The 23,452-nt window shown below is 72.4% G+C and carries 18 protein-coding genes and 1 riboswitch; of the genes, 8 read left to right on the top strand and 10 right to left on the bottom strand.

Annotation, left to right across the window (positions count from 1 at the left end; genetic code table 11):
- Nucleotides 1-25 precede the first annotated feature (25 nt).
- Nucleotides 26-1,810: an ABC-F family ATP-binding cassette domain-containing protein gene (locus ACFRFH_RS19245; protein ID WP_382464597.1), complete on the bottom strand. Its 1,785-nt coding sequence runs from the start codon at nt 1,808-1,810 to the stop codon at nt 26-28.
- Nucleotides 1,811-1,939: 129 nt separating this feature from the next.
- On the opposite strand from ACFRFH_RS19245, the gene ACFRFH_RS19240 reads away from it, so the two are divergent.
- Nucleotides 1,940-4,813, top strand: a complete 2,874-nt coding sequence (locus tag ACFRFH_RS19240) for a LuxR C-terminal-related transcriptional regulator (RefSeq protein ID WP_382464596.1) — start codon at nt 1,940-1,942, stop codon at nt 4,811-4,813.
- Nucleotides 4,814-5,138: 325 nt separating this feature from the next.
- Here the strand turns inward: ACFRFH_RS19240 and ACFRFH_RS19235 are convergent, their stop codons facing one another.
- From ACFRFH_RS19235 to rsmI, 5 genes are all read right to left on the bottom strand, one after another.
- Nucleotides 5,139-6,083 (bottom strand): 4-(cytidine 5'-diphospho)-2-C-methyl-D-erythritol kinase, encoded by a 945-nt coding sequence (locus ACFRFH_RS19235; protein WP_382464595.1) that lies wholly within the window; start codon nt 6,081-6,083, stop codon nt 5,139-5,141.
- Nucleotides 6,084-6,128: 45 nt separating this feature from the next.
- Complete coding sequence (rsmA, locus tag ACFRFH_RS19230; protein WP_382464594.1) at nt 6,129-6,974, bottom strand: 16S rRNA (adenine(1518)-N(6)/adenine(1519)-N(6))-dimethyltransferase RsmA; 846 nt, start codon at nt 6,972-6,974, stop codon at nt 6,129-6,131.
- The gene (locus ACFRFH_RS19225) at nt 6,971-7,900 is read right to left on the bottom strand and encodes a TatD family hydrolase (RefSeq protein WP_382464593.1); all 930 of its coding nucleotides are present in this window, start codon (nt 7,898-7,900) and stop codon (nt 6,971-6,973) included. The genes rsmA and ACFRFH_RS19225 overlap by 4 nt, the downstream gene beginning before the upstream one ends.
- Nucleotides 7,897-9,486 carry a methionine--tRNA ligase gene (metG, locus tag ACFRFH_RS19220; RefSeq protein WP_382464592.1) on the bottom strand — a complete coding sequence of 530 codons (1,590 nt, stop codon included), beginning with the start codon at nt 9,484-9,486 and terminating at the stop codon, nt 7,897-7,899. Before metG ends, ACFRFH_RS19225 begins: the two co-directional genes overlap by 4 nt.
- 98 nt (nt 9,487-9,584) lie before the next feature.
- Nucleotides 9,585-10,406 carry a 16S rRNA (cytidine(1402)-2'-O)-methyltransferase gene (gene rsmI, locus ACFRFH_RS19215; protein WP_382464591.1) on the bottom strand — a complete coding sequence of 274 codons (822 nt, stop codon included), beginning with the start codon at nt 10,404-10,406 and terminating at the stop codon, nt 9,585-9,587.
- 25 nt (nt 10,407-10,431) lie between these two features.
- On the opposite strand from rsmI, the gene ACFRFH_RS19210 reads away from it, so the two are divergent.
- The 3 genes from ACFRFH_RS19210 to ACFRFH_RS19200 all read left to right on the top strand — a co-directional run bounded on the left by ACFRFH_RS19210 (nt 10,432) and on the right by ACFRFH_RS19200 (nt 15,015).
- On the top strand, nt 10,432-12,057 hold the full coding sequence (locus tag ACFRFH_RS19210) for a dolichyl-phosphate-mannose--protein mannosyltransferase (protein ID WP_382464590.1): 1,626 nt from the start codon (nt 10,432-10,434) through the stop codon (nt 12,055-12,057).
- A 69-nt stretch (nt 12,058-12,126) separates the two neighbouring features.
- Complete coding sequence (locus ACFRFH_RS19205) at nt 12,127-13,746, top strand: protease pro-enzyme activation domain-containing protein (RefSeq protein WP_382464589.1); 1,620 nt, start codon at nt 12,127-12,129, stop codon at nt 13,744-13,746.
- 231 nt (nt 13,747-13,977) lie between these two features.
- Nucleotides 13,978-15,015: a YeiH family protein gene (locus ACFRFH_RS19200; RefSeq protein WP_382464588.1), complete on the top strand. Its 1,038-nt coding sequence runs from the start codon at nt 13,978-13,980 to the stop codon at nt 15,013-15,015.
- 16 nt (nt 15,016-15,031) lie between these two features.
- Here the strand turns inward: ACFRFH_RS19200 and ACFRFH_RS19195 are convergent, their stop codons facing one another.
- Nucleotides 15,032-15,346 (bottom strand): DMT family transporter, encoded by a 315-nt coding sequence (locus ACFRFH_RS19195; protein WP_382464587.1) that lies wholly within the window; start codon nt 15,344-15,346, stop codon nt 15,032-15,034.
- Nucleotides 15,347-15,357: 11 nt separating this feature from the next.
- Nucleotides 15,358-15,422: riboswitch (guanidine-III (ykkC-III) riboswitch) on the bottom strand.
- A 154-nt stretch (nt 15,423-15,576) separates the two neighbouring features.
- On the opposite strand from ACFRFH_RS19195, the gene ACFRFH_RS19190 reads away from it, so the two are divergent.
- Nucleotides 15,577-16,875, top strand: a complete 1,299-nt coding sequence (locus ACFRFH_RS19190; RefSeq protein ID WP_382464586.1) for an O-acetylhomoserine aminocarboxypropyltransferase/cysteine synthase family protein — start codon at nt 15,577-15,579, stop codon at nt 16,873-16,875.
- Nucleotides 16,872-17,441, top strand: coding sequence for a CoA-binding protein (locus tag ACFRFH_RS19185; protein ID WP_382464585.1), 570 nt, complete (start codon nt 16,872-16,874; stop codon nt 17,439-17,441). Before ACFRFH_RS19190 ends, ACFRFH_RS19185 begins: the two co-directional genes overlap by 4 nt.
- 13 nt (nt 17,442-17,454) lie before the next feature.
- Here the strand turns inward: ACFRFH_RS19185 and ACFRFH_RS19180 are convergent, their stop codons facing one another.
- The 3 genes from ACFRFH_RS19180 to ACFRFH_RS19170 form a co-directional block, all read right to left on the bottom strand.
- Complete coding sequence (locus ACFRFH_RS19180; protein WP_382464584.1) at nt 17,455-17,967, bottom strand: type II toxin-antitoxin system VapC family toxin; 513 nt, start codon at nt 17,965-17,967, stop codon at nt 17,455-17,457.
- The gene (locus ACFRFH_RS19175; protein WP_345834400.1) at nt 17,964-18,197 is read right to left on the bottom strand and encodes a hypothetical protein; all 234 of its coding nucleotides are present in this window, start codon (nt 18,195-18,197) and stop codon (nt 17,964-17,966) included. Before ACFRFH_RS19175 ends, ACFRFH_RS19180 begins: the two co-directional genes overlap by 4 nt.
- Nucleotides 18,198-18,385: 188 nt before the next feature.
- On the bottom strand, nt 18,386-18,967 hold the full coding sequence (locus ACFRFH_RS19170) for a class I SAM-dependent methyltransferase (protein WP_382464583.1): 582 nt from the start codon (nt 18,965-18,967) through the stop codon (nt 18,386-18,388).
- A 57-nt stretch (nt 18,968-19,024) separates the two neighbouring features.
- Between ACFRFH_RS19170 and ACFRFH_RS19165 the strand changes: the two genes are divergently transcribed.
- Together ACFRFH_RS19165 and ACFRFH_RS19160 are read left to right on the top strand one after the other, a co-directional pair.
- Nucleotides 19,025-22,315: a BTAD domain-containing putative transcriptional regulator gene (locus ACFRFH_RS19165; protein WP_382464582.1), complete on the top strand. Its 3,291-nt coding sequence runs from the start codon at nt 19,025-19,027 to the stop codon at nt 22,313-22,315.
- 101 nt (nt 22,316-22,416) lie between these two features.
- Nucleotides 22,417-23,445 carry an acyltransferase family protein gene (locus tag ACFRFH_RS19160; protein ID WP_382464581.1) on the top strand — a complete coding sequence of 343 codons (1,029 nt, stop codon included), beginning with the start codon at nt 22,417-22,419 and terminating at the stop codon, nt 23,443-23,445.
- Nucleotides 23,446-23,452: the final 7 nt, after the last annotated feature.

Below are 23,452 nucleotides of genomic sequence, written 5' to 3'. Positions count from 1 at the left end.
ATGTCCTCCGTTGGCGACGCGCGCGTCAGCCCTCGAGGTGCTCGCTCAGCTCGAGCCAGCGGGTCTCCTGGTCGGCGATCTCGCCCTCCAGGGTGCGCAGCTCCTCGGTGAGGCGGCCGAGGCCGACGTAGTCGCTCTGGTCGTGGCGGGCGATCGACTCGTGATGCTCGGCGACCTGGCCGGCCAGTTTGGTGAGGCGGCGGTCGATGGAGGCCAGCTCCTTCTCGGCGGTGCGCAGGGCGGCGCCGGACAGCGCCGGGGCCGCAGCGGGCGCAGCCACGGCAGAGACCGCAGCAGGCGCCGCCGCGCGGTCGCGCCGCAGCCGCAGGTACTCGTCCACCCCGCCCGGCAGATGCCGGAAGGCCCCGTCCAGCACCGCGTACTGCTGGTCGGTCACCCGCTCAACCAGGTACCGGTCGTGCGACACCACCAGCAGCGTGCCCGGCCAGCCGTCGAGGAGGTCCTCCATCGCGGCGAGCATGTCGGTATCCAGGTCGTTGGTCGGCTCGTCCAGGATGAGCACGTTCGGCTCGTCCAGGAGGATCAGCAGCAGCTGGAGGCGGCGCTTCTGGCCGCCGGAGAGGTCCTTGACCGGCGTGGAGAGCTGCGCGTTGGTGAAGCCGAGGCGCTCCAGCATCTGGCCGGGCGAGACCTCCTTGCCGCCCGCCAGGTAGGTCGTGCGCTTGTCGGCGACGACCGCGCTCACCCGGAGGTCCCGGACCGTCTCCAGCTCGTCGAGCTGCTGCGTGAGCGTCGCGATCTTGACCGTCTTGCCGCGCTTGACCCGCCCGGCGGTCGGCTGGACGGTGCCGGCGACGAGGCCGAGCAGCGTGGACTTGCCCGCGCCGTTGATCCCGAGGATGCCGGTGCGCTCACCGGGCGCGATCCGCCACTCGACGTCGCGCAGCACGGTCTTCGGCGGGAACTCGACCGTGACGTCGATCAGGTCGACGACGTCCTTGCCGAGGCGGGCGGTGGCCAGCTTCGTGAGCTCGACGATGTCGCGCGGGGCCGGCTCGTCCGAGATGAGAGCGGCGGCCGCGTCCATCCGGAACTTCGGCTTGGTGGAGCGCGCGGGCGCCCCGCGGCGCAGCCAGGCCAGCTCCTTGCGCATCAGGTTCTGCCGCTTGCTCTCGGCGACCGACGCCATCCGGTCGCGCTCGACGCGCTGCAGGATGTACGCCGCGTAGCCGCCCTCGAACGGCTCCACGATCCCGTCGTGGACCTCCCAGGTCGCCGTCGACACCTCGTCCAGGAACCAGCGGTCGTGCGTCACCACCACGAGCGCGCCGGAGCCGGCCGGCCAGCGCCGCTTCAGGTGGGTCGCGAGCCACGCGACGCCCTCGATGTCGAGGTGGTTGGTCGGCTCGTCCAGGAACAGGATGTCGTGGTCGTGCACGAGGAGCGCGGCGAGCGCCACCCGGCGGCGCTGGCCTCCGGAGAGCTCGCCGATCGTCGCCTCCCACGGCACGTCGGCGACGAGCCCGGCGAGCACGTCGCGCACGCGCGGGTCGCCGGCCCAGGTGTGCTCGTCGCGGTCGCCGACGATGGCGCGGCCGACCGTGAGCGCGTCCGGCAGCGCGTCGCGCTGGTCGAGCATCCCGACCGTCACGTCGCGGCGGCGGGTGACCCGGCCGGAGTCGGGTTCGACGCGGCCGGCCAGCAGCGAGAGGAGGGTGGATTTGCCGTCGCCGTTGCGCCCGACGACGCCGATGCGGTCGCCCTCGGAGACGCCCAGCGTCAGCGAGTCGAAGACGACCCTGGTCGGGTATTCGAGGTGCAGCGACTCGGCGCCGAGGAGATGAGCCATACGGTGTTCCAGCCTACCGTCGCGGCGCCCCCTCCCCCACCTTGGGGGAAACCGACCGGATACCCCGCGTGGGATGATCGAGGCACAGGACCGCGCGTTCCCGACCCTCGCGGTCGATGGGGGCTGACCGTGACCGACGAGCTGGCGACCGTACGCCCTCTCTTCGGACGCGACCGGGCCAGGGAGACCATGCTGCTCGTCGCCCATCGCGCGCTCGACCGCGGCGGCGCGGTGCTCGTCACGGGCGAGGCGGGGCTCGGCAAGACCTCTCTGCTGGCGGATGTCGCCGAGCGGCTGGACGGCTGGACCGTGCTGCGGGTGAGCGCCGACTCGTTCGAGTCCGACCTCGCCTACGCGACCGTCGAGACGCTGGTGCGCGGGCTGACTGCGCTGCGGGGTGCGAACGACGCCACCATCCGCCCGCCCGCACCGGAGGACGACGCCCTCACGGTCGGGAGGCTGCTCCTCGACGCGATCGACGGCCTGGCCGGGCCGGTGTGCCTCATCGTGGACGACGCCCAGTGGGTGGACGAGCCGTCCGCGCGGGCGCTCCGCTTCGTCGTGCGACGGCTGTCCGACCGCGGCTTCCTGTTCACGGCGGCCTCGCGCCCGCAGCCCAACAGTGTCTCCGCGCTCTTCGAGGACCTCGCCGCGACCTCCGTGAACCACGCCCGCGTCGACCTGACCCCGCTCGCCGTCTCCGACACGCAGGAGCTCGCCGAGCACCTGCTCGGCCACGCCGTCTCCCGCCGCACCGCGACCCGTCTCACGGAGGCGACCCAGGGTTCCCCGCTGCTGCTGAGCGTGCTGCTCGGCCAGCTCCGCGACACGTTCGAGCAGGCGCTGCATCCTGCGGGCTGGGACCTCCCGGACACCGCGATCATGCCGCTCGCGTCCGCCATCTCCGCGGCGCTGGAGGGCGCCGACCCGTCCGTGCGGACTGCCGCGGAGTTCGTCGCCGTGCTGCGCGACCCGCTGCCCGCGCCCGTCGTCGGCAGCATCGCCGCCCGGCTCGGCGCGAAACTCGACCTCCCGGGCGCGGTGACCCGCGGGCTCGTCCTCGGCCGCGCCCGCGACGGCGTGCTCTGGGTGGAGCCGGCGCACGCGCTGCTCGCCGACGCGCTCGCCGCCGAGCTGAGCGTGGAGCGCCGGGTCGCCATCCACCGGATCGCCGCCGAGGTGCTGGACGGCCACCGCGCCCTCCGCCACCGGGTGGAGGCCGCCGACATCGCCGACCCGCTGCTGGTCGACGAGTTGCTCGCCGCCGCGCTGGCCGCCGCCGACCAGGGCCACGCCGAGCAGGCGATGAGCTACGCGCGCTCGGCGATGCACCTGGCCACCGACGGCGAGCTGGAGCGGGCGCTGATCGAGCTGGGACTGATCGCGATGCGGTTCCGGCTGCACGAGCAGATCCTCGAGCTGCGCCCCGCGATCGAGGCCCTGGCGCCGTCGCCCGCGCGCGACGCGGTGCTGCTGGAGCTGCGCACCCTCTCCCGCGACGTGCCCGGCGCCCTGGAGCTGGCGCTGAAGCTGGAGGCCGCGCCCGCGACCACGCCGGACGAGCGCGCGATCCGCACCCACGTCGCCGAGGCGATCCCGAAGGTGCTGATGGCGATGGGCGACTTCGCCGGCGTCCTCGACCATCTGGAGACCGCCCGCGTTCACATCGCGGAGTGCCCGCGGCCCGAGGAGGTCGCCGACCCGGCGCTGCGCTGGCTCGCCGAGCCCGACGAGCACCTGGTCCGGCTGCTCGGCTGGGCGCTCAACTCGGCCGCGCACGCGCGCCGGCCCGACCTGTTCGCACCGCTCACGGCCGAGCTGGACGAGGTGCTGGCGCACCACGAGTCCCCCGCCGCCGTCGACGCGCTCGTCGCGCGCTCCCGGGTGTTCATCCTCGGCGGCGACGTCGAGCGCGCCCGGGCCGACCTGGCCAGGGCGAACGAGCTCCTCCGCCGGTTCCCGTCGAGCTGGACCGCCGGTTTCGCCCGCACGATCTACGCGCACATCCTCTTCCTCGTCGGCGAGTGGGAGGAGTCGGTCACGCTGGCCGACACGGCCGTGGCGCTCGCCCTGGACGAGACCGACCTGTCCGGCTGGCCGATCGCGCTCTGGACCTCCGCCCTGGTCCGCGCCGGACGCGGGGAGGCCGACCCGGTGGGCGAGCGGCTGCGCGCCGCCGCGCGGGCCGATCCGCGGTTCATCGGCTCCTACGACGGCGACCTGCCGTTCCTCGCCAGGGCCGAGCTCGCCCGCGCGCTCGGCCGGCCGGAGGAGCAGCTCCAGGCGACGGTCGACGCCGAGGCCGCGGCGACGCGCGCCTCCACCCTCGGCTGGCTCACCTACCGCGTCGACGCGCTGGCGACGCTCGGCCGCGCGGCCGAGGCGCGCGCCGCCTACGAGCGCTGCGTCGCACCGGGGCTGTGGCGGCCCTACTACGGCTCGCTGCGCTGGCTCGAAGGCCGGGTGCTGGAGGCCGAGGGCCGGACCGCGGAAGCGGTGGCCGCGTACCGGGAGGCCGCGCAGGAGTGCCGCTTCGCGTTCCCCGAGGCGGTCGCGGCGCTGGACGCCGGCCGGCTGCTCGCGGCGGACGGCGACGACCGGGACAACACCGACGACCGCGACGACGCCGAGACCCTCCTGGAGGCCGCCGCCACGACCTTCCGACGCCTCGGCGCCAGCAACTACCTCGCGCGAACCGTGCAGCACCTCGACGCCGTGCGCAACGCCGGGGGCGGCACGGCAGACGGCGACCGCGGCTCCGACGACGGCATCGGGGACCCGCTCGCTCCGCTCACGACCCGCGAGCGGCAGGTGGCCCACGCACTGGCCGCCGGCATGACCAACAAGGAGATCGCGGAGCGGCTGTACGTCTCCGTCACGACCGTCAACTTCCATGTGCGCAACATCCTCGCGAAGCTCGGGATGCGCTCCCGCCGGGAGCTGCGCTCGCTCGCCCTCCCCCGCCGCCGGCCCGTCAGAAGCGATCGACCCGTCAAGAGTTGACGGTTTTGCGGTCCTCCACTATGAGGACACGCACCCGCTCGCTAACGTTGTCCTCACCCGGGATGCCCGACCCGCACCCGCACGGATACGACTCAGAAATCTGACGAATCGTCTCAACCCGACGTGCGCTGCGGATCGGGCGTCCTCGGGCTCCGGCGCCGACCCGAACGCGCGCCTGTGCGCCTCACCAGCGCCGAGTACACCTGGAGCGCCGGGATGTGGCCCGACATGGCCCGGCCCCCCAGTGTGCTCGGCGGGTCGGGCGTGCTCGGCGGGTCGGGGTGCTCGGCGGGTCGGGCGTGCTCGGCGGGTCGGGCGCGACTCCTCAGTCACCGACGACGCGCGCCCCGTGCACGGGACCGGTCGCCCGCACCGCGCGGATCCGGGAGGCGCTCAGCGCGATCTGCAGGTCGAGCGCGTTGTCGAGGTCCGCGGTCAGGAACGCCACGGTGGGACCCGAGCCGGACACGATGCCCGCGAGCGCGCCGTTGAGCTCGCCGAGCTCCAGCACCTCCGCGATGCTCGGGGCCAGGTGGATGGCCGGCGCCTGGAGGTCGTTCGTGAGCGCCTCGGCCAGCATCGCCGGGTCGCCCGCGCGCAGGGCCTGGAGGATCTCCGCGTCGACGCTCGGACTGCGCTCGGCCGGCGCGATCTCGCCGATATGCCGCTGCCGGTGCCGGTCGAGCTCGCTGTAGACGGCGGGCGTGCTGAGCTCGCCCTCCGGCAGCGCGAGCACCCACTGGAACTGCCCGGTCGCCAGCGCCGGGCTGAGCCGGTCGCCGCGGCCGGTGCCGATCGCCGTGCCGCCGATCAGTGCGAACGGCACGTCGGCGCCGAGCCGGGCGGCCAGGGCGAGCAGCTCATCGCGGCCGAGTTCGGTGCCCCACAGCGCGTCGCAGGCGACCAGGGTCGCGGCGGCGTCCGCCGAGCCCCCGCCCATCCCGCCCGCGATCGGGACGTGCTTGTCGATCTCCAGCCGGACGCCGCCGGTGTGGCCGGTCTTCTTGGCCAGCAGCTTGGCGGCCTTGATGGCCAGGTTCGTTCCGTCGGTCGCCAGGCCGCTGGTGTCGACGCTGCCCGCGAAGCTGACCGAGAAGTCGTCGGCCCGGTAGGCGCGGACGTCCTCGTAGAGCGAGACGGCCTGGTAAGCGGTCGCGACATCGTGATAGCCGTCGTCGCGGACGGCTCCGACGCGCATGAAGACGTTGATCTTGCCGGGCGCCCGCACATGAACGGAATCCACGTCCCACCCCGAACCCGCGTCGACCATGCCTCAAACCTACACACCGCGGGGCCCGCGCGCGGACCACCCGGATCAGGCGGTTTCGGCGAGTCTCACGAAGTCGTCGAGCTGGAGCTGCTCGCCGCGGAGCGACGGGCTGATCCCGGCGGCCTCCAGGGCTGTGGCGGCACTGTTCGGGTCGCCGAAGACGACGGAGAGCGCCTGGCGGAGGGTTTTCCTGCGCTGCTGGAACGCGGCGTCCACGAGGGCGAACGTGCGCCGGCGGAGGCTCTCGTCGCCGCGCGGCTCCGCACGGCGGTCGAAGGCCACCAGCACGGAGTCCACGTTGGGGACCGGCCAGAACACCTGCCGGCTGACGTTGCCCGCGGTGCGCCAGGCGCCGTACCAGGCGGCTTTCACGCTGGGCGCGCCGTAGACCTTGGAGCCGGGGCCTGCCGCGATGCGGTGGCCGACTTCTGCCTGCACCATCACCACGCCGGAGCGCAATGTCGGGAACGTCTGCAGGAAGTGCAGCAGTACGGGCACCGAGACGTTGTACGGGAGGTTCGCGACCAGTCGCGCCGGCTGCTCGGGCAGCTCCGTCACCGTGAGGGCGTCCTGGTGCACGACGGTCAGCCGCCCGGCCGCGGAGGGCGCGAGCTGCTCGACCGTGACCGGGAGCTGCCTGGCCAGGCGGCCGTCGATCTCCACGGCGACGACGTGCGCGCCGGTCTCCAGGAGGCCGAGGGTGAGGGAGCCGAGGCCGGGCCCGATTTCGACCACGACATCGTCCGCTTCGACCTCCGCGACCCGGACGATCCGTCGCACGGTGTTCGCGTCGATCACGAAGTTCTGGCCGAGCTTCTTGGTCGGGGTGACGTCGAGCAGTTCGGCCAGGTCGCGGATCTCGGCCGGCCCGAGAAGGCGCAGCTCGGTCATGCGATGGTCCCGATCGGTCCCGACGGCGGCGGCCCGACGGGCTCGCTGTCCCAGCGGCCGTAGACGAGCTCGGTGTTGGAGTTGATCTGCGCCGCGAGCGTGGAGGCGTCGGTCTCCAGGTACTCCGCCATCGCCCGCAGCGTGTGCGGAACGAGGTACGGCGCGTTCGGACGCCCGCGGTACGGCATCGGGGTGAGGAACGGCGCGTCGGTCTCGACCATGATCAGGTGGCGCGGAGCGGACTGGAGCGCCGCCCGCAGGCCGGGGGCGTTCTTGAAGGTGATGTTGCCGGCGAACGACATGTACCAGCCGTTGTCGGCGCAGATCTCGGCCAGCTCCACGTCGCCGGAGAAGCAGTGGAAGACCGTGCGCTCGGGCGCGCCGACCCGCTGCAGCGTCGAGATGACGGCCGCGTGCGCGTCGCGGTCGTGGATCTGCAGGGCGATGCCGTTCTGCTTCGCGATCTCGATGTGCGCCTCGAAGGACGCGAACTGCGCGTCGCGCCGCGGCCCCGCCTCCGTGCGGAAGAAGTCCAGCCCGGTCTCCCCGACGGCCCGCACCCGCGGGCGCCCGGCCAGCTCGGCGATCACCGCGAGGGCGTCGTCCAGCTCGCCGCGCTCGGCGTAGTCGGGCGCGTCGTTGGGGTGCAGGGCGACGGCGGCCAGCATGCGCGGCTCGATCGCCGCCATCTCCGCCGACCAGCGCGAGGTCTCCACGTCGTTGCCGACCTGGACCACCCCACGTACACCAACGCTGGAGGCGCGGTCGAGCTGCTCGCGGTAGTCGAGCGGGTCGTCGCCGTCGGCGATCTCCAAGTGGGTGTGGTTGTCGTACACCGGCACGACGAGCGCCTCCGGCAGCGGCGGGTACGCGAGGTCGCGACCGTCGGTGACGTGTCGCTGCCGGATGAACGCGGGGTCGGTCATGCCCCCTGCACCACGTCCGCCTCGATCCGCGGGAACAGCGCCTCGAGCCCGTTGACCTCGGTGCCGGCGGGGAGCCGACCCCAGTCGCCGGCCTTGCGCAGCGGCTGCGCGTCCAGCGGGCCGAGCTCCGCGGTGACGCCGAGCGCCGTCCACAGCTTCGCCGTGGCCTTGGGGATGACCGGCGACAGCAGCACCGCCAGGGCGCGCAGCCCCTCGGCCGCCGTGTAGAGCACCGTCTGCAGGCGCTCGCGCTTGGCCTCGTCCTTCGCGAGCGACCACGGCTCCTGGATCGTGATGTAGCCGTTCAGCTCGTCCACCACCGTCCACACCGCGGCGAGCGCGTCGTGGATCGCCAGCGTGCTCATCGCGGCGTCGGCGTCGGCCGCGGCCTTCGCGACGACCTGCTGGACGTGGAGGTCGGCCTCTTCGTAGCTCACCGCGGGCGGAACGACGCCCTGGAAGTAACGGGTGACCATCGCGACGACCCGCGACGCCAGGTTGCCGAAGCCGTTCGCGAGCTCCGCCTGGTAGCGCGCGGCGAGGTCCTCCCAGCTGAACGAGCCGTCCTGGCCGAAGTTGATCGCGCGCAGGAAGTAGTAGCGGAACGCGTCGGAGCCGAAGGTGTCGGTGATCTGCGTCGGCGCGATGCCGGTCAGCTTGGACTTGGACATCTTCTCGCCGCCGACGAGCAGCCAGCCGTGGCCGAACACCCGGTGCGGCACCTCCAGGCCCGCGGCCATCAGCATCGCCGGCCAGATGACGGCGTGGAAGCGCAGGATGTCCTTGCCGACCAGGTGCGTCGCCGGCCAGCGGCGCTCGAAGGTCTCGTCGTCCTGGCCGTACCCGACCGCGGTCACGTAGTTGAGCAGAGCGTCGAACCACACGTAGACGACGTGCGACTCGTCCCACGGCACCTTGATGCCCCAGTCGAAGCTCGACCGCGAGATGGACAGGTCGCTGAGCCCCTGGCGCACGAAGGACACGACCTCGTTGCGGGCCGACTCCGGCTGCACGAACTCGGGGCGCTCCTCGTAGAGGGCGAGCAGGCGGTCGGCGAAGTCGCTCATCCGGAAGAAGTAGTTCTTCTCCTGCAGCAGCTCCAGCGGCTTGGAGTGAATGGCGCAGACCTTCTGGCCCGCGTACTCCCCCGTGCCGTCCACGATCTCGCTCTGCGGCTTGAACTCCTCGCAGCCGACGCAGTAGAGCGCCTCGTACTCGCCGGCGTAGATGAAGCCGTCGTCGTACAGCTTCTGCAGGAACTTCTGCACGTTCTTCTCGTGCCGCTCGTCGGTGGTGCGGATGAAGTCGTCGTTGGCGATGTCGATGGTCTTCAGCAGCGGCAGCCACTCGTTCGTCACCAGCCGGTCGGCCCACTCCTTCGGGGTGGTGCCGTTCGCGGTCGCGGTGCGCAGGATCTTCTGCCCGTGCTCGTCGGTGCCGGTGAGCAGCCAGGTGTCGTCGCCGGCCTGACGGTGCCAGCGCGCGAGCACGTCCGCGGCGACCTCCGTGTAGGCGTGCCCGATGTGCGGGACGTCGTTGACGTAGAAGATCGGCGTGGTGATGTAGAACGCGGAGCCGTCGGACATGCTGACCATCCTACGGCCGCGCGCGCCCCCTCCCGCCCCGTATTACCACCCCGCCGAGACGTGAGTCGTTGCGGGAATCCGGCCCCGGATTCCCGCACCTACTCACGTTTCGCGGCGAGGGCGGCCTGGTAGAGGTCGCGGCGGGAGAGGCCTGTGGCCTCGGCGACCTCGGCGGCGGCCTCTTTGAGGCGGGCGCCGTCGGCGACGAGGGTGAGCACCTGGGTGAGGGCGGTGGCGGGGTCGGCATCGCGCGCGGGGGCGCCGGCGACGACCACCACGATCTCGCCGCGCGCGCCGTCGGCCGCCCACTCGGCCAGCTCGGCGAGCGTGCCGCGGCGGACCTCCTCGTGCAGCTTCGTCAGCTCGCGGCACACCACGGCGCGGCGGTCGGCGCCGAAGACCTCGGCCAGGTCGGCGAGGGAGGCGCCGAGCCGGTTGGGCGACTCGAAGAACACCATCGTGCGCTGCTCGGCCGCCAGCGCGCGCGCCGCCGTGGTGCGCTCGCCGTGCTTGCGCGGCAGGAAGCCCTCGAACGTGAACCGATCGGTCGGCAGGCCGGACACGGCGAGCGCTGTGAGCACCGCGCTCGGACCGGGCACGACCGTCACGCCGACGCCGGCGGCGGCCGCGGCCTCCACCAGCGGGAATCCCGGGTCGGAGACCGTGGGCATCCCGGCGTCGGAGAGCACCACCACGTCCTGGTCGCGGGCCAGCTCCACCAGCTCGGCGGCGCGGTCGCGCTCGTTGTGCTCGTGCAGGGCGATCAGCCGCGGCCGGTTCTCGACTCCGAGGCCGGCGAGGAGGCGCTGCGTGACGCGGGTGTCCTCGGCGGCAACGACGGTCGCGGAGCTCAGCAGCTCGACCAGGCGGGCGGAGGCGTCGCCGAGGTTTCCGATCGGCGTCGCGGCGAGGATGATCATGGGTCCAGTCTGTCAGGATGTGCTGGTGACCTCCCCCGACATCGCCGCACCGGGCGCCCGGCCGGCCGCGCACGCCGCGCCGGCCCGCACCGGCAGCCGGCTGGACGACTGGTGGGCGCGCGTGCTGCGCACGCCACTGCGGCTGCAGCTCTGGTACTGGGGCGCACCCATTGCGGTCACGCTGCTCGCCGCGATCCTGCGGCTGTGGGACCTCGGCAGCCCGCACGTCCTCGTCTTCGACGAGACCTTCTACGTCAAGGACGCCTGGAGTCTCTTCCACCTCGGCTACGAGGGGAGCTGGCCGGACAAGGCCGACCAGTCGTTCAACGCGGGCAACACGAACATCTTCCAGTCGTCCCCGTCGTTCGTCGCGCATCCACCGCTGGGCAAGTGGATCATCGCGCTCGGGATGGCCGCGACCGGCGCCGGCAACTCGTTCGGCTGGCGGCTGTCGACCGCCGTGGTCGGCATCCTGGCCGTTCTCATCGTCTTCCTCATCGCCCGCGTGCTGTTCTCCTCGACGATCATCGCCACGATCGCGGGCTTCCTGTTCGCGATCGACGGGCACGCCATCGTGATGAGCCGCGTCGCGCTGCTCGACAACATCGTGATGTTCTTCGCTCTGCTCGCGTTCGGCTGCATCCTGCTCGACCGGCGCTGGCACGCGACCCGGCTCGCCGCGAAGCTCTTCGCCGCCCGCCGGGCAGGGCGCGACCCCTCGTGGGGACCGGTGCTCTGGTGGCGGCCGTGGCTGATCGCCGCGGGCATCCTCACCGGGCTGTGTGCGGGCGTGAAGTGGAGCGGCTTCTACTTCCTCGCGTTCTTCGCCGTCTATGTCGTCATCGTGGACATCGTCGCCCGGCGCAGGGAGGGCGTCGCCTTCTACATCAGCGGCGCCGTGCTCAAGCAGGCGCCCGCGACCTTTGTCCTGATGGTCCCGATCGCGTTCCTCTCCTACCTCGCCACCTGGACCGGGTGGCTGGTGACCAGCGGCGGCTACTACCGCAACTGGGCGCAGTCGCTGCACACCCAGTGGACGGGCGGGCTCTCCTGGGTGCCGCTGTGGTTCCAGAACTTCTGGCACTACCAGTCGGAGATGTACGGGTACAGCATCAACCTGCATGTGCCGCACCCGTACCAGTCCAACCCGCTGACCTGGCTGTTCATGATCCGGCCGACGAGCATGTACTACTCGGGCGACGCGTACGGCCAGTCCGGTTGCACGGCGCCGGGAGGCTGCGCGGCGGCGATCACGTCGCTCGGCAACCCGATCATCTGGTGGGCGGCCGCCGCAGCCGTCTTCTACCTGGTCTACCGACTCGCCCGCTACCGCGAGTGGCAGGCCGGACTCATCCTCACCGGGCTCGCGGCGGGGTACCTGCCGTGGCTGCTCTACATCAACCGCACGATCTTCCAGTTCTACGCGATCGCGTTCGAGCCGTACACGATCCTCGCCCTCGCGGCGGTCATCGCGCTGGTGCTCGGCAAACGCACCGACCCGGAGCGGCGGCGGCGCACGGGGATCGCCTGGACCGCGGTGTTCCTCGGCCTCGCGACCGTCGTCTCGGCGTTCTTCTGGCCGATCTGGACGGCGCAGCAGGTGCCGTTCTGGTTCTGGCAGATCCACATGTGGCTGCCGAGCTGGGTCTGAGCTCTCCTGCTCGGGCGGGTCTGGCATTGGGGGCTGCCACTGTCGACGCCGGGTGGTAGACCGTTCAGTATGGATGCCGAAGAGCCGCTGAACCTCGTCCCCCTTCCTGGAAGCGAAAAGCCTGAACGCGCCGGCTTCCAGACGCACGGAGCCCTCGCTCCCGACACGCCGGTGGAGGCGACGCTGATCCTGCGCCGCCGGGCCCCGCTCCCCGACGACGCCTTCACGTCGCACCTGACCACGCAGGAGCTCGGCGACCGCTACGGCGCCTCGCCGGAGGACCTCCAGCTCGTGACCTCCACCCTCAAACGCCTCGGCGTGACCATCGACGAGGAGAACGCCGCCGAACGGCGCGTGCGCGTGTCCGGCCCGGTCTCCGTCCTCGCCCGCGTGTTCGGCACCGACCTCGCCGAGGCCCGGCCTGCCGACGCCGGGGCGGACGCTCCGAGCTTCCGGCAGCGCTCCGGCGGCCTGAGCATCCCGGCCCAGCTCGACGGCATCGTGACCGCGGTGCTCGGGCTCGACGACCGCCCGCAGGCGCGCGCCCAGTTCCGGCTGACGGCGGCCGCCGCGGTGAGCACCAGCTACACCCCGCCGCAGCTCGGGAAAGTCTACGACTTCCCCGCGGGCACGGACGGCAGCGGCCAGACCATCGCCATCATCGAGCTGGGCGGTGGATACGTGCAGGCCGACCTGGACACGTACTTCGCCGGCCTCGGCATCCCCTCGCCGTCGGTGACCGCCGTCGGCGTGGACGGCGCCGCGAACGTCCCCGGCCAGGACCCCAACGGGGCCGACGGGGAGGTCATGCTCGACATCGAGGTGGCCGGCGCCCTCGCCCCCGGCGCCGCGCTGCTCGTGTACTTCGCACCCAACACCGACGCGGGCTTCCTCGACGCCATCAGCACCGCCGCGCACGCGACCCCCACCCCCGCCGTGATCAGCGTCAGCTGGGGCCAGTCCGAGGACCAGTGGACCGCCCAGGCGCGCAACGCCTTCGACCAGGCCCTCCAGGACGCCGCCGCCCTCGGCGTCACCACGACCGTGGCGGCCGGCGACGACGGCAGCACCGACCGCGTCGGCGACGGCAAGGCGCACGTCGACTTCCCTGCCTCGTCCCCGCACGCCCTCGCCTGCGGCGGCACCCGGCTGGAGGCGGACCCGTCGACCGGCGCGGTCACGTCCGAGACCGTCTGGAACAACGGCACGGGCAACGGTGCGACCGGCGGCGGCGTGAGCGACGTCTTCGCGCTGCCGACCTGGCAGGCGAACGTCGGGGTGCCCTCCCGTCCCAGCGCCGCCCACGCGGTCGACGCCGCAAAGCGCTCCGGCGGCGGCCACGCCGGGGGCGCAGCAAAGGGCGGCCGCGGTGTGCCGGACGTCTCAGCGGTGGCCGACCCGCAGACCGGCTACCAGGTGCGCGTCGACGGGAAGGACATGGTCATCGGCGGCACCAGCGCCGTCGCGCCGCTGTGGGCCGCACTGATCGCCCGGCTGGCGCAGTCCACCGGGACCCGCTTCGGGCTGGTGCAGCCGAAACTGTACGACTCCATCCGCGCCGGACAGGTCGCCGCGGGGTTCCGCGACATCACCGCCGGGAACAACGGCGCCTACACCGCCGGCGCGGGCTGGGACGCCTGCACCGGCCTCGGCGTCCCCGACGGCGCCCGCCTCCTGTCGACGCTCTGACGCGCCGCGCAAAGTAACTGACAGAACACGCCGCCTCGCCCCGCCGCGGGACGGCGTGTTCTGTCAGGTAGATGGCCGGCCACGAGGGGACGCAACACGCCGCCAACGCGCGCGCGGAGCGGCGTGTTGCGTCCCCTCGCGATGGGGCGAGTGCAGCGTCGCGCGGGCGCAGCCAGGGGCATGCGGCTGGGGTGGTCGGGGGCGCGTGCGCGGGGACGCAAGAATGGGGAGGTGACCTCACCCGCCACTCCGCCCGCACCCTCCCCCGCCCGCTCGGCCCTCGCGTGGCTGCCGGGGGTCGCGGCGGCGGCTCTTGCAGCGGCGGCGGCCTGGGGCATCCACTGGCTGGCGCCGGCCGTGCCGTTGCTCACGGCGGCGGTCGTGCTGGGGATCGTCGTCGGGCAGATCCCGGCCGCGCGCGGCGCCCTCGGCGGGGTGCTGGCCCCGGGTCTCGCGGTGAGCGCGAAGCGGCTGATGCGGATCGGCGTCGTGCTGCTCGGCCTCAAGCTCAGCCTCGGCGACATCGCGGGGCTCGGCTGGGTCGCCATCCTGACCACCGTCGGGATCGTGGTGTTCAGTTTCGCCGGTACCTTCCTGATCGGCCGGCTCTTCCGCCTCCCCGGCCACCAGCCGCTGCTGATCGCGACCGGCTTCTCGATCTGCGGCGCGTCCGCGATCGGCGCGATGAGCGGCGTCGTGAAGCCGAAGGACGAGGAGGCCGCCACCCCGGTCGCCCTGGTCACCCTGTGCGGGACGCTCGCGATCTTCGTGCTGCCGCTGCTGTGGCATCCGCTGGGCCTCTCCAGCGTGCAGTTCGGTCACTGGGTCGGCGGCGGCGTCCACGATGTCGGCCAGGTGGTCGCGACCGCGCAGATCGCGGGCCCGGCCGCGCTGTCCGTGGCGATCGTCGTCAAGCTCACCCGCGTCCTCATGCTCGCCCCGACCGTCGCCATCGCGGCGGTCGTCGAACGCCGCCGGCAGGTGGAGGGCGACCCGAGCGTCAAGCGCCCGCCGATCGTCCCGCTGTTCGTCGCGGGCTTCATCGCCGCCGTGCTGATCCGCTCGTTCGTGCCGCTTCCGACCGTCGTGACGGACGGCGCCGACACGCTGCAGACCATCCTGCTCGCGATGGCCCTGTTCGGCCTCGGGACCGCCGTGCGGCTGCGCACTCTCGTCGGGACGGGCTGGCGCGCGCTCGCGACGGGGCTGCTCTCGTGGGCGCTGATCGCCGCGCTCGCGCTGGGCGCGGTGTGGGTGTCGGCCGCCTGATCGGCGGGGTCGCTCGCTAGTGCACGAGCTTCAGGCCGACGACGCAGCCGACCAGGCCGAGGATGAGCAGCAGCTTCACGATGGAGAAGCCGTCGCCGCCGAAGACCATGGCGTAGAGCACGGTGAGCGCTGCGCCGATGCCGACCCAGACCGCGTACGCGGTGCCGGTGGAGATCTCGCGCATCGCGTACGCGAGCCCGCCCATCGAGGCGAGGAGGCCGACGACGAACACGACGGTCGGCCAGAGGCGGGTGAATCCGGCCGACTTTCCCAGGGCCGTCGCCCAGACGGCTTCGAGCACGCCGGAGAGGATGAGGACGATCCACGACACGATGACGACTCCTTGGCCAGTCTTGTCGCGTGCCGGGTACTGAACCGTCGTCCGGGATCGCGGTGCTGCGATCGCTTCGAGGGTAGCGCCGCCGCCTGAGCACCCCCGGTGCACGGTCGGAAACCCGGTTCCGTCAGGCCTCGGCGGACCGCTGCGGACGGCCTGTGGGGATGACCGTGTGTTACGGCCGCAGCCCGGCCCGCTCCTGCGGCCTCGGGTAGCGTGGCCGCATGGCTGATCGCGAATATGGCTTCAAGACCCGTGCGATCCACGCGGGCAACATCCCCGACCCTGTCACCGGGGCGCGCGCACTGCCGATCTACCAGACCAGCGCGTTCGTGTTCGACGACACCGCGGACGCCGCCGCGCGATTCGCCCTGCAGAAGTACGGCAACATCTACTCCCGGCTGGAGAACCCCACGGTCGCCGCGTTCGAGGAGCGCGTCGCGAGCCTCGAGGGCGGCATCGGCGCCGTCGCGACAGCGAGCGGGCTGAGCGCGCAGTACATCACCTTCGCGTCGCTGGCCGGCGCGGGCGACCACATCGTGGCGTCCGCGAACCTCTACGGCGGCTCGATCACGCAGCTCGACGTGACGCTGCGCCGCTTCGGCGTGGACACGACCTTCGTGCAGAGCTCCGACCCTGCCGACTACGCGGCGGCGATCACCGACCGCACCAAGCTGGTGTTCGCCGAGACGATCGCGAACCCGTCCGGCGAGATCGCCGACATCGAGGGGTTGGCAGAGGTCGCCCACGCCGCCGGCGTCCCGCTGATCATCGACTCGACCATCGCCACGCCCTACCTGAACCGCCCGATCGAGTGGGGCGCGGACGTCGTCATCCACTCGGCGACGAAGTTCCTCGGCGGCCACGGCACGACCCTCGGCGGTGTCGTCGTGGAGAGCGGCCGCTTCGACTGGCACACGGAGAAGTTCCCGCTGTTCGGCGAGCCGGTGCCGTCGTACGGCGGGCTGCAGTGGTCGGGCAACTTCGGCGAGTACGCCTTCCTCACCCGGCTGCGCGCCGAGCAGCTCCGCGACATCGGCCCGTCGCTGGCTCCGCACTCCGCGTTCCTGCTGGCGCAGGGCGTCGAGACGCTGCCCTACCGCATCCAGGCGCACGTCGACAACGCCCGCGCGGTCGCCGAGTGGCTCGACGAGGACCCGCGGATCGAGAAGGTCTTCTGGGCCGGGCTCCCCGAGCACCCGCATCACGGGCGCGCACAGAAGTACCTCCCGAAGGGCCCGGGCAGCGTGTTCTCGTTCGTCGTGAAGGGCGGCCGCGAGGTCGGCCAGCGCCTGATCGAGTCGCTGAACCTCGCCAGTCACCTCGCGAACATCGGCGACGCGAAGACGCTCGTCATCCACCCGGCCTCGACGACGCACGCGCAGCTCACCGAGCAGCAGCTCCTCGACGCGGGCGTGCTCCCCGGCGTCGTGCGCATCAGCGTCGGCATCGAGGATGTCGACGACATCATCTACGATCTGGACCAGGCGCTCAGCACGGCGGCGAAGGAGGCGGCAGCATGACCGACACCACGACGCAGGTCCAGCTCGTCAACGGCCTGAGCTGCTCCCTCCCGTCCGACTCGCCCCTGGCCAAGCTGCTGAAGTCGCAGCGAACCTGGACCGGCCCCGACGCCAAGGAGCGTCTCCGCATCCTGCGCGCCGCGAAGTCGGTCGCGATCGTCGGAGCCTCGGCGAACCCGGCCCGCTCCAGCTACTTCGTCGGGACGTACCTGCAGCAGTCGAGCGACTTCCGCGTGTACTTCGTCAATCCGAACGCCGACACCATCCTGGGGCAGAAGGCCTACCCGGATCTCGCCTCCCTTCCCGAGGTGCCGGACATCGTGGACGTCTTTCGCCGTGCGAGCGACATCCCCAGCGTGATCGACGAGGCCGTGGCCGTCGGCGCGCCGACCGTCTGGGTGCAGCTCGGCATCTGGAACCAGGAGGCCGCCGAGTACGGCGAGTCCTTGGGCCTCACGGTCGTGATGGACCGCTGCATCAAGATCGAGCACGCCCGCTTCCACGGCGGACTTCACCTGCTCGGCTTCGACACCGGCCAGATCACCGCCCGCAAGACGCTGCGCTGACCTATTCGCTGACCTACTCGTCGACCGCCGTCAGCGCACCTCCCTTCACCGCGGGCAGCGACTCCATCGCCCGCGTGAGCCGCTTGTCGGTCGTCACGAGCGGGGCCGTGAGCAGCTCGGACAGTGCGACGAACGTCGCGTCGAACCCGCTGAGGCTGCCGCGGAGATCCCACACCCGCTGCTCGACCGCCTCGAACGGCCACGACTCGATGGGGAGCTCCAGGAGTTCGGCGTAGGCCATCGAGGCTTCGCCATCGCTCAGGGCGCCCTTCAGCCGAAGCTTGCGCAGGACGTTCGCCGCCTCGGCGAACATCAGGTCGGGAGCGGCCAGGTCGCGGCCGCGTAGTCGTTCTGCCACGGCACGGCCGTTCTCGCCGGGGTCGGTGAGGAGGTCGATGACGGCGCAGGTGTCGACGATGACCGTCTCCGGAAGGCCGAAGTCGTGGGGTGACGGATCGGCGGACGCCGCCGAGGGGTGCGCGGTGTGGGCCGCCGTGCGTCGCACGGCGGCCGCCATCGCGGTCATTCGCGGCTCCGGGCGATCATGTCGGCCACGGCCTCCCTGTCGAGAGGCGGGAAGTGCTCGGCGCGGCGCCGGATGCTGTCGAGGACGTCGTCGACCGTGCGCTTGCCGGCGAGACGGGTGAGTTCATGCACGAGGTACTCCTGAAGTGATCGCCCCGAGCGCGCCGCACGCGCCGCGAGCTCGTCGCGGACCTCGTCCGGAACGGAGCGGATGGTGATGGAAATGGGCATGCATGCAGTTTAGCAGCATGGGTTGCATTGTGCAGGTGCCTTTCTGTAGGTGGATGTGTTGTGTCCATCCTGGGCGGGCGGAGACGTGCGGAAACGGCCCCGGCGAAATCTGTGGAGAAGTCGCCGGGAGTCAGCGGCTGTGGAGGAGTTCCGGTCGCGCGCCGGCGTTCAGTACCGCACCCCGCCGCTCACGCCCGCGCCACGATGTGGAAGACGTGCCAGTGCTTCGGCCCCTCGAACGACATCCCGCGCCGGTCGTCCTCGACCAGCCGCAGGACCTCCAGCCCGGTGAGCATGGCCTCCACCCCCGCGCGGTCGTGGAAGTTCATCCCCGGCCGCCCGAACCACTCGTCGTGCGGCCCGAACAGCTCGCCCGCGAACACGCCGCCCGGCTCGATCGCATCCCGGATGTCCGCCCACAGGTAGGGGAACTGCGTCGGGTCGCAGAACGGCAGGGCGAACCCGGCGTAGACGAGCTCGGCGCGCGGCAGCTCGCCGACCGCCTCGAAGGTGGTGCAGCGCGTCGACACGCGGCCGGAGGCCTCCTCGTCGAGCCCGGCACGCACCCGCTCGTCCACCGCGGGGTCGGAGTCCACCGCGAGCACCTGCCAGCCGCGCTCGGCGAGGTCGCGTGTCTCGACTCCGTCGCCGCAGCCGAGGTCCACCGCGGTCCCCGCCGGCCCGTCCCAGGCCGCGAGCGCCGACTCGTAGGTCGGCCGGACGCCGCGTCCGCCCTGCTTCTCGTAGAAGTGCGACCAGTCGAACGCCATGCCCAGAGCCTACGCGCGGCGCGGCGCGGAACGCCCGGCCCTGGCTAAAATCGGCGAGTGGAATCCGTGCCCTCCCGTCCCCGCGTCGCCGTGCTCGGCCCGGTGCTCGTCGAGGACCGCACCGGCACGCTCGCCGAGCCGTCCGGCACGCGCGGCAAGAGCCTCATCGTGGCGCTGGCGCTCGCCCCGGGCGGCCGCTCGGTCCCTGCGCTCGTCGACGACCTCTGGGACGACGCCCCGCCCCGGCAGGAGCGCGCGGCCCTGCAGACGCTGGTCTCCCGGGTGCGCACGAGCAGTGCCGACGGCATCCTGGAGTCCACGCCGAGCGGCTACGCGCTCGCGGTCGGCGCGCACGGCACCGACCTGGACCTCGCCGCGCACCACCTCGCGTCGGCCCGCGCCGCCCTGGCGGCCGCCGCCCACGGCGACGCGCTCCGCGAGTCGGACTCCGGCCTCGCGCTTTGGCGCGGCGAGCCCGGGCTGGAGCTCGCTGGCTCCCGGCTCGCCGAGGAGCTGGCACGAACCGCCGCCGAACTCCGCACCGAGCTGCTCGTCGCCCGCGCCCGCGCCGCCCGCGAGAGCGGAGACTCCACGACCGCCCTCGCCGACCTCCACGAGCTGCTGCGCCTGCGCCCGCTGGACGAGTCCCTGCACGCCGAGCGGATGCGCGCGCTCGCCGACGCCGGCCGCCGCAGCGACGCCCTGCTGGCCTTCGCGGACGTCACGGAGGCCGTGCGCGAACGCCTCGGCACACGCCCGGGCGCAGAGCTGGTCGCCCTGAACGCCCAGCTGCTCGCCGAGGAGGACCAGCGCGAGGACGACGATCGCGAGCCCGCATCGCCGCGCCGGGTCCGGATCGGACTGCGCGCCGCGCCGAACGCGCTGGTCGGGCGCGAGTACGACCTGGAGGCCGTGGAGGACCTGGTCGCCACCTCCCGCCTGACGACCGTCCTCGGCGCCGGCGGCCTCGGCAAGACCCGGCTCGCCCACGAGGTCGGCCACCGCGCCATCCACACGCCCGCCGTCGTTTTGGTCGAGCTCGCCAGCGTCCGCACCGGCGCGGACGTCGAGCTGGCCTTCGCCACCACCCTCGGCATCCGGGAGGCCAGAAGCGCCCGGCTGGCCGAGCCGGGAGCCCAGCTCGACCTTCGCTCACGCATCCTCGGCCTGCTCTCCGAACGCGAGACGCTGCTCATCGTCGACAACTGCGAGCACATCATCGACGCGGCCGCCGCCTACATCGAGGACATCCTCTCGGCGACGCCGACCGTGCGGGTGCTCGCCACGAGCCGCGCCCCGCTCGCGATCGGCGCCGAGCGGGTCTACGCGCTCGGCCCGCTGCCCTCCGACGACGACGGCCCGGCGGTCGAGCTCTTCCGGGAGCGTGCACGGGCCGCGCGCCCCGGCGTCGTGCTGCCGCCGGAGGCCGTCGCCCGGCTGTGCGCGCGGCTCGACGGCCTCCCGCTCGCCATCGAGCTCGCCGCCGCGCGCACGCGCTCGCTGTCGGTCGAGGAGATCGAGCGGAGGCTCGGCAACCGGTTCGCGCTGCTGACCGGCGGCGAGCGCACCGCGCCCGAACGCCACCGCACGCTGTTCGCGGTGATCGACTGGAGCTGGAACCTGCTGGCGGCGTCGGAGCAGGCCCTGATGCGCCGGCTCTCGACCTTCCCCGACGGCTTCAGCGCCGAGGCGGCGGAGGCGGTCGCGGGAGCCGGCGCGGCGTCGGTGCTCGACGACCTCGACGCGCTCGTGGCCCAGTCCCTCGTGACCGTCTCGGAGGATGAGGACACCGGCATCCTGCGCTACCGGATGCTGGAGACGGTCCGCGAGTTCGGCGACCTGGAGCTGACCGCGGCCGGGGAGGCCGCCGACGTGCAGGCCGGGGTTGACGCCTGGGCGGTCGCGTTCGCGCGCGAGACGATGGCCCACATGCACGGCCCGGACCAGGTGCCGACCTTCGCCCTCGTGACCGCCGAGCAGGACAACCTGGTCGCTGTGCTCCGCTCGGCGATCGACGGCGACCGGCCCGCGACGACGGCCGCGGTGTTCGCCGTGCTGGCGTACTACTGGTCCCTGCGCAGCACCCACACCGAGGTGCTCGGCTTCGGCGCCGCTGTGCTCGACGCGCTGGCCGGGTGGGAGCCGGAGGGCGACGACCGGGAGTCGGCGGCCGCCTGCTATGCACTGATCGGCGGCACCTTCCTCTACGCGGGCCTGCGCACCGCCGTCCGCGCGATCTCACGCCTGCGCCGGCTCCGCCGTGACGCACCCTTCGCCGACCCGCGGCTCGGCGCGATCGCGAGCCTGGTCCTAGCCGCCGGGCACGTCGAGCCGGGGATGCGACTGCTCGCCGAGTTCAGCCGCTCCGCCGATCCCGAACTCGCCGCGATGGGCGGCCTCCTCACCGCGCAGCTTCAGGAGAACGCGGGGGAACTGGACGACGCACTCACGAGCGCGACGCGCGCGCACGAGAAGGCGATCGAGGCACGGGACACCTGGTCCCGGGCCTCGGCCGCGCAGTCCCTCGCCCAGCTCCACAGTCAGCTCGCGCACCCGCACGAGGCGCTCGCCTGGGCGGAGAGCGCCCACGAAGGACTCGCGACGCTCAGGGCAGCCGGCGACCTCCGCCAGCTCGACTGGCTGATCGCGGTCAACTCCATCTCCGCGGGCGACGTGGATCGCGGGCGCGCCCTGCTGGAGGACTACCTGCACGAGGAGGTCGACCGCACCGGCTTCGACTACGTCGACTATTACGGGATCGGCTTCGCCGGCCTGGCGGAGATCGCGCTCGCGGAGGGCGACTTCGCGCGCGGCGTTCGCCTGTACGACGAGGCGATCGGCGTCTACACCGACGACACGACGGTCGAGCGCGAGGCGGTCGCCAACCCGTGGCTGACCATCCTCGGCGCCGCGCTCATCGCGGCCCGGCTGCGCGCGCAGGAGGCCGGGATCCCGGACACCGACCCGCTCACGCGCACGGAGACCGCAGAGGCCGCGCGCCGGCTGCGGGTGCGCGTCCTGGTGAACGCGCGGCTGAGCCCGCAGTACCTCGACAAGCCGGTGATCGGCACCGGCCTTCTCGGCGTCGCGATCTGGATGCTCGACGCGGAGGTCGGCGCCGCCCGCGGAGACGACTGGGTCGACGCCGGGCTTGAGCTGTTCGCGCTGGCGGCGCGCGCCAACTCCCGTCAGGACATCGTGAGCCTCCACCGGCCGGCGCTCACCGAGCGGGTGCGGCGGACGTGGGGCGAGGAGCGGTTGGCGGCGGCGCAGGCGGCTGCGGCCGCGATCGGGCGGGATGCGGCGGCCGTGCGGGGGCTGGCACTACTGGGAGAAATCCGGGTCTGATCGGGCGGCGAACGGGCAGCGATGGATTTCGTCCGGCCGGGGGTATGCAAAAATCGACGACTGTGACAATTTTCGATCCCCGCCGGAACAGCATCGGCTTCATGCGCCTCGTGATGGCGACGGCCGTCATCGTGTCGCACGCGTGGCCGCTCGGCGGATTCGGGACCGATCCCGGCCGAACCTCGAACAACCTCGGGTTCCTCGCGGTCGAAGGCTTCTTCGCCATCTCCGGCTTCCTCATCACCCGCAGCGGCGAACGGCTCACGTCCGGCCGCTTCCTCTGGCACCGCCTCCTGCGCATTATGCCGGCGTACTGGGTCACCTTGGCCCTCATCGTGCTGGTGTTCGCGCCGATCGTGTGGCGGGCATCCCACGGCCTCACCGAGTACCCCTTCGCGACGCCGAACCCGATCGGCTTCTTCGTCAACAACCTGCTGCTGGCGAATAACCAGCAGCAGATCGGCGACACTCTCGCGTCCAACCCCTACCCGACGCTCTGGGACGGCCCGATCTACACGCTGGCCTACGAGTTCGCGTGCTACCTGATCATCCTGGCGCTCGCGGCGATGCGGGTGCTGAACCGGCGCGTGGTGACGGTGCTCTTCGTCGCCGCGTGGGTCTGGCAGCAGGTCGTGCTCTTCAACCTGACTGGGATGACCGAGCCGCGCCAGCCCACGCTCACCGTGTGCTTCCTGCTGGGCTCGCTGATCTACCTGTGGCGGGATGTGCTGCTCGAGCGCCGGCTGTCCTGGTGGCTGTTCGGCGGCTGCCTCGTGGTCGCCGGTGTGACGTACGCGACGGCCGGGTTCCGGCAGGTGGGCGTCCTCGCGTTCGCCTACCTCATCATCTGGGCGGGCGCTCGGCTCCCCTTCACCACCGTCGGGGTCAAACGCGACCTCTCCTACGGCCTGTACCTCCTCGGCTGGCCGGTGCTGCAGCTCGCTTCCTTCTTCGGGCTGAACGCGCTCGGGCTTCCGCTGTACCTGACGATCGTGCTGGTCGTCACCGCTGGGCTGGCCACCGCCTCCTGGTACCTGGTCGAATCCAGGGCCATGCGGCTCAAGAACATCGGCGTGCCCGCGTGGCTCGGGGGTCGCCGCGAACCCGAACTGGACGAGGCGCGCGTCTGACGAAGCG

Origin of the sequence: Leifsonia sp. NPDC056824, from assembly GCF_042789575.1 — a bacterium.
In the GTDB taxonomy this organism is placed as follows: domain Bacteria; phylum Actinomycetota; class Actinomycetes; order Actinomycetales; family Microbacteriaceae; genus Leifsonia.
The sequence above is the reverse complement of the archived record's forward strand: the minus strand, read 5'-3'. Positions and strand labels throughout refer to the sequence as shown.